This is a genomic window from Bradyrhizobium sp. NAS80.1, assembly GCF_001908205.1.
In the GTDB taxonomy this organism is placed as follows: domain Bacteria; phylum Pseudomonadota; class Alphaproteobacteria; order Rhizobiales; family Xanthobacteraceae; genus Bradyrhizobium.
In genome coordinates, this window is sequence record NZ_LGHL01000341.1 from 1 (window position 1) to 2772 (window position 2772).

2 protein-coding genes, 1 rRNA gene and 1 pseudogene are annotated in these 2772 nt (G+C 62.4%); 2 read left to right on the plus strand and 2 right to left on the minus strand.

The features are described 5' to 3' along the window. Positions 1-546: 546 nt before the first annotated feature. Positions 547-1507 (minus strand): annotated as a pseudogene (locus AC629_RS43060) (N-carbamoyl-D-amino-acid hydrolase). Between the two features lie 283 nt (positions 1508-1790). Here AC629_RS43060 and AC629_RS43065 point away from each other — a divergent pair. Next, complete coding sequence (locus tag AC629_RS43065) at positions 1791-2015, plus strand: hypothetical protein (RefSeq protein WP_084810673.1); 225 nt, start codon at positions 1791-1793, stop codon at positions 2013-2015. A 206-nt stretch (positions 2016-2221) separates the two neighbouring features. Further along, on the plus strand, positions 2222-2566 hold the full coding sequence (locus tag AC629_RS43070; protein WP_084810674.1) for a hypothetical protein: 345 nt from the start codon (positions 2222-2224) through the stop codon (positions 2564-2566). Positions 2567-2681: 115 nt separating this feature from the next. On the opposite strand, the gene rrf is transcribed toward AC629_RS43070, so the two are convergent. After that, positions 2682-2772 (minus strand): 5S ribosomal RNA (rrf, locus tag AC629_RS43075); the annotation flags it as partial.

The following is a 2772-nucleotide window of genomic DNA, read 5'->3' on the forward strand; positions in this document are numbered from 1 at the left end:
CTGTCTGCCGGGTTGGGCTCGCAAGCATCTCCGCAAAGGCTTGACCGTAGCAACGACGGCCAGGACCACACGGTTTTGCCGTACGCGCGGCTCGCTATTCGCTACATTGTTTCCCGGCCTTGTCGACATTGCCAAGACAAGGCTGGCGAGACGAACTCTCAGCGCCGCTCGTCGGCACGAAGCCTCGGGCTCACGGAGAGCAATCCGCCCTGCCCTTGACCTCTCGCGCCCGACGCTGCCGCGTCCACCGCAGGCCCGGCTCGCGTATCGTGACGACACATGATCGCCCCTCAAGGGTGAGCCGGGATGGGCGATACATACGACAAATCCGAATTTCGGTAAAGCGGAATATTTTTGCAGTGAGGGATTGACGACGGAGCGAAACACCCGGGCTTCCCGGCGCCGCGAAGCGGCGAGCTATGATGCGCAATTGCGCATCTGAGAATCCATTTCACGGCGTGTCTTTCGGCCCGATGGATTCCGGACTCGATGCTCCGGCGTCGCGCGATCCCGGCGCATCGCCCCGGAATGACAAGGGAGAGAGCATCACCCCTTCGGGCGCACCGGCGTTCCGTCGGCCATGATGGTCACGCCCTTGCGCTCAACGATCGGCCCGTAAGCCCGCGGCTGGCGGTGAACGTCGAAATTGAATGTAGTCCGCTTGTAGGAGTTGCAGAGATCGAGATCGCAGCGGGCGAGCGCGATCTCGTCGCCCTTCGTCGTGCATCTCGCGATGATCTCGCCGGAGGGCGCGATGATGCAGCTTCCGCCGACGTGGTCTACGCCCTCCTCGATGCCGGCCTTGGCAACGCCGACCACGAAGGTGCCGTTCTGATAGGCGCCGGCCTGCATCACCAGGTGATTGTGGAAGAGCGAGAGATCATCATGCTCTGGCGCCGGCGGATTGTGCACCGGCGTGTTGTAGCCGATCATCACCATCTCGACGCCCTGCAGGCCCATCACCCTATAGGTCTCGCTCCAGCGGCGGTCATTACAGATTGCCATTCCCATCACGCCGCCGAAGGCCTCGGTCACGCCAAAACCGCTGCCGGGCTCGAAATAGCGCTTCTCCAGATGCTGGAATTTGCGCCACGGCTCGTGCTCGGCATGGCCGGGCAAGTGGACCTTGCGATATCTGGCGACGATCGCGCCGCTCCTGTCGACCAGGATGGAGGTGTTGTAGCGCCTGACAATTCCGGCCTCGACCGTCAGCTCGGCGTAACCGAGATAGAATCCGATGCCGATCTCGCGCGCGAGGTTGAACAGGGCCTGCGTCTCCGCCCCCCGGCATCTCACGCTCGAAAAATCTGTCGATCTCGGCCTGTTCCTCAAAATACCAGCGCGGAAAGAACGTCGTCAGCGCGAGCTCGGGATAGACGATCAGATCGCAGCCGGAGGCCCTCGCCTGGCGCATCAACGCCATCAGGCGAGCCACAACTTCCGTTCTCGTCTCGGTCCGCGCGACCGGGCCAAGCTGGCCGGCCGCGACATTCACATATCTCGCCACGCCTCTTTCCTTCGCTCGCTTGCCTTCGTTTGCTTGCAGGATCGTCGAAGCCGCGCCTCTCGGCCCGGCGCATCGCTCGCCAGGGCCTCCCGCGCGCATCGTTGCGACAGTGCACAATCAAATTTCATGCCTGCGGGTCTCGTAGTGAGACCGTACGCCAAAGGTCCGGGAACTTCGTTGCTAATCTGCAACGGTTCCCCGCGATCTGAAGCCGGACAAAAGAAACTCCCATTGCGGCCACGAACCGCTCTCACAACGCCGTGAGACTAGCAGGGGAACTACGATGCGTGCACAACGGGTTTGGAAAGTGAATGGGGTTGCCAGCATCGGGCAGCTCCAGTCCAGACTGGACGATCTCAACAAGCGCCTCAGTCAGCTCGAAAGCCAGCATCCCGAGAGCTGGACGATCGAAGAACTGAAATCGAGCGCACTCAGCCTGTCACGTGAGATCGACGATATCCGCTGCGCCGAGGCGACGGAGGCGCTGAGCGAGCTGCTGCGGAAATAATCGGCACCTGACGATTCGGCGTTGCGCCGGGAACCAACCTCCGGCCCGGCCATTTCCATGCAGAGCATGGAGCAAAATCATGACCAGGCACCTGACGCGAGCCGATCTCGCGCGCGGTGTGGTCGGCGCGGTTTCCACGCTGGTCATTTGCGCGACGGCGGCATTCACCATCGCGCACCACTTCGCGCTGTGAGGGATGATTTCGCATGACGTCCGACCCCGAGGAGTCGGTAAGGCTGCAAGGCTATGGCGAGATGACGTTGCGCACGGCCATCGCGACGCTCATGGCGCTCGCGCCGCGTGAGCGATCCGATGCAGCCATCTTCCGCGTCCGCGACGGCTCGCGTTTGGCGTCGAGCGAGATCGCAGAACTCGCATCAAGCTGGGGCGTCATGCCCACGGCTGAGATCAGACCCACGGCTGAGATCAGATCTCCAGAACTCGTCCCGGACCAGCGCTGGCCGGACATCGTTCGCGGCATGGTGCGCGAGGCACCGCTGCCGTCGCTGATGGTGGCATTCTTGATCGGGGTGCTAGTGGCGCGGCGGTAGTAAAGATGCAGGCGGCGCGGCATTGCTGCGCCCAAACGCAAAACGCCGCCTCCGTTGCCGGAAGGCGGCGTTTTGGTGTCGAACATCGAAGAGGAGGATTCCTTGTCCTTGGCAGGCCTGGCAGCGACCTACTCTCCCAGGGCTTAAGCCATAGTACCATTGGCGCTGAAGAGTTTAACGGCCGAGTTCGGGATGGGATCGGGTTG